This window comes from Kocuria rhizosphaericola (assembly GCF_044462205.1).
Lineage (GTDB): Bacteria > Actinomycetota > Actinomycetes > Actinomycetales > Micrococcaceae > Kocuria > Kocuria rhizosphaericola.
On record NZ_JBISWK010000058.1, the window covers coordinates 1 to 2,827 of the forward strand.

The following is a 2,827-nucleotide window of genomic DNA, read 5'->3' on the forward strand; positions in this document are numbered from 1 at the left end:
ACACACCGTGTCGGGGGCTCCCCGCATTTAACCCCCCACCCCCCCCCGGGGGCACCAGCACGGTTCAGGCCCCCACCCTCACGGTGGGGGCCTGAGCCCGTCCAGGACCGGAATGACCAACCGGCGATCCTCGTTCTTCCGTCACACGAGCACGGCTTCCCTCGCCGGCGTTTAATGCTGTCATGGACGCGACGCATGAGAAGTCCGAAGCCCCGCGGGTGGCCGAGCAGCACGAGCAGCCGACGGCCGTGGTGACGGGGACGGTGGCCGTGGACGAACTGCGGGACTTCTTCGACCGTACCTTCGGTGAACTCGGGCGGGCGATGGCCGACGGGGCGTTCGAGCCGTCCGGACCTCCGATGGCCGTGTACCACGGGGTCCCGGCGGAGACGGTCCGTCTTGAGGTGGGTTTTCCCGTGCGGGGAGAGGTCAGGCCGCAGGGCTCAGTGGTGGCCGGCCGGTTGCCCGCGTCCCGTGTGGCCACGTCCGTGCACCGTGGCGACTACGACGAGCTCGGGCGCTCCTGGCAGCACCTGGCGGAGTGGGCGGAACGTCAGGACCTGGCCCTCGGCGACCGCATGTGGGAGGTGTACGTCACCGAGCCCCGACCGGGGGACGATCCCGCCGACATGGTCACGCAGCTGTACTGGTCGCTCCGTCCGTGATCCCCTTCACGCTGCATGGCCCCCGACGAGGAAGGCCCCGACCGCACGGTCGNTCCTCGTCGTCCGGGTCCGGAGCCGGGGCATCATCGACTGAGCGGTGCGTCCGAGAGCTGCGGTTCCTCCGAGGTGGCACCACCGGCGGCGGTCACGGTGCGCCCGCCGACGAGCTTGTTCATGACCACGGCGATGGCGCCGTCACCGGTCACGTTCGTGGCCGTGCCGAAGGAGTCGATGGCGATGTACGTTGCGATCATCAGGGCCACTGCCGTCTCGTCGAAGCCGAGCATCCCCTGGAGCACTCCGACGGCGGCCATGATCGCACCGCCCGGGACGCCGGGGGCCGCGACCATCGTGACGCCCAGCATGAGGACGAGGCCCACGTAGGCCAGGTCGTCGATCGGCCGGCCGGTGACGGTCATGATGGCGGCCGAGAACAGCACGATCTTCAGGGTGGAACCGGAGAGGTGGATCGTCGCGCTCAACGGCACCACGAAGCCGGCAACGGACGGGCGGACGCCGTTGACCTCCGTGCACCTGAGGGTGACGGGAATCGTGGCGGCGGAGGAGGACGTGCCCAGGGCCGTGGCGTACGCCGGGAGCATGTTCTTCAGCAGGATCACCGGGTTGCGGCCCACGTAGAGCCCCGCGACCACGTACTGCACGGCCAGCAGGACAGCGGACAGGACCAGGGCGAGAAGCACGACCTTCGAGAACGCGGAGACGATCACCAGGATCTGGCCGTTCATCGTGAGACCCATGAACATCCCGAAGATGTAGAGGGGCAGGAGCGGGATGATGACCAGTTCCACGATGCGCATGATGATCTGCCGGAGGTCGCCCATGCTCTTGTGGAGCGTGTCCCCGGGAATCAGAGTGATGCCCACCCCCAGGCAGAAGGCCAGCAGCAAGGCTGTCATGACGCCGAACACGGGTTCCATCTCGAGCGCGAAGAAACCGGTGAGGGCACTCTCCTCCGGGTTGGCCAGGGCGTCGAGATCGCGCTCTCCGCCCAGCAGCCACGGGTAGCTCCCACGCGCGACGACGAAGGCCAGCAGTCCGGACAGAACGGTGGACGCGTAGGCGATGCCGGCGGTGACCCCCAGCCACCTGCCGGCACCTCGGCCGAGGTCACCGATGGCCGGGGTGACGAGACCGACGATCAGCAGCGGGATGATGAAGCCGAGGAAGGCGCTGAAGAGCCCGTTGAACGTCAGGAAGACCCGGGCGAGCGGTTCGGGGAAGACCAGACCGCAGGCGACTCCCAGGATGATGCCGAGCAGCACGCGCACCAGGAGACGGGACGTGAGGGGTTTTTTGGTCATGGGCCCCATCATCCGACGAGGGTGCGGCCGGGGGCGAATCGGGACAGGGGGGCGTCGGACCTGCTTATACAATGGGGGCGATCTACATGGCGGACCGTTCTCCGGTCACCGCCGACATCCACGAGCGTCGACCGGCACTGTGTCGGCACAGAGGAGCGGTACGTGTCCGAGTCTTTCCAGCACGGGTCCCGGGACGAGCGCCGGAACGGAAATTCCGGCGACCGCCGGTCCAGCGCAGGATCGGGGCGGGACGGCGACCGTTCCGGTTCGCCGTCCCGCCGCCGGTTCGACGACGGACGGCGCAGCCCGTCCCGCGACGCGCGCGACGGCGACCGCAGCGGCGGCGAGGCCCGCGGACGGAGCGCCGAGACGCGGGGTGCCTCCGGCCGGAGCAGCGACGACCGCCAGGACGACCGTCGTGGCGGGTATGCCCCGCGCGGTGACCGGCGTGACGACCGGCGTGACGAGCGCCGGGATGACCGGCAGGGTGAGCGCGGGCCGCGCCGTGAGGCCGAGGGCTACCGTGGGCGTCGGGACGACCGCCAGGACGACCGTCCCGGTGGGTACGCTCCGCGCGGAGGCCGGCCCGAGAACGACAGGCGGGGAGGCTACGGCGGTGACCGCCGGGATGATCGTCAGGACGACCGTCGTGGTGGCTACGCCCCGCGTGGTGACCGCCGTGACGATCGTCAGGACGACCGTCGTGGTGGCTACGCCCCGCGTGGTGACCGCCGTGACGACCGCAGGGATGACCGGCAGGGTGAGCGCGGGCCGCGCCGTGAGGCCGAGGGCTACCGTGGGCGTCGGGACGACCGCCAGGACGACCGTCCCGGTGGGTAC

3 protein-coding genes are annotated in these 2,827 nt (G+C 70.1%); 2 read left to right on the forward strand and 1 reads right to left on the reverse strand.

Translation table 11 applies throughout. The features are described from left to right. The first annotated feature begins 182 nt into the window (after nucleotides 1–182). Nucleotides 183–665 (forward strand): GyrI-like domain-containing protein, encoded by a 483-nt coding sequence (locus ACH9D2_RS06235; protein ID WP_396361976.1) that lies wholly within the window; start codon nucleotides 183–185, stop codon nucleotides 663–665. An 83-nt stretch (nucleotides 666–748) separates the two neighbouring features. Here ACH9D2_RS06235 and ACH9D2_RS06240 read toward each other — a convergent pair whose 3' ends face one another. Continuing rightward, nucleotides 749–1,987 carry a cation:dicarboxylate symporter family transporter gene (locus tag ACH9D2_RS06240; protein ID WP_396361977.1) on the reverse strand — a complete coding sequence of 413 codons (1,239 nt, stop codon included), beginning with the start codon at nucleotides 1,985–1,987 and terminating at the stop codon, nucleotides 749–751. Between the two features lie 439 nt (nucleotides 1,988–2,426). On the opposite strand from ACH9D2_RS06240, the gene ACH9D2_RS06245 reads away from it, so the two are divergent. Further along, on the forward strand, nucleotides 2,427–2,827 hold a 401-nt coding region (locus tag ACH9D2_RS06245), incomplete at its 3' end, for a hypothetical protein (protein ID WP_396361979.1).

Coding starts and splice junctions, on each gene's coding strand:
- ACH9D2_RS06235 (WP_396361976.1), top strand. CDS start 183: ATGGACGCGACGCATGAGAAGTCCGAAGCCCCGCGGGTGGCCGAGCAG.
- ACH9D2_RS06240 (WP_396361977.1), bottom strand. CDS start 1,987: ATGACCAAAAAACCCCTCACGTCCCGTCTCCTGGTGCGCGTGCTGCTC.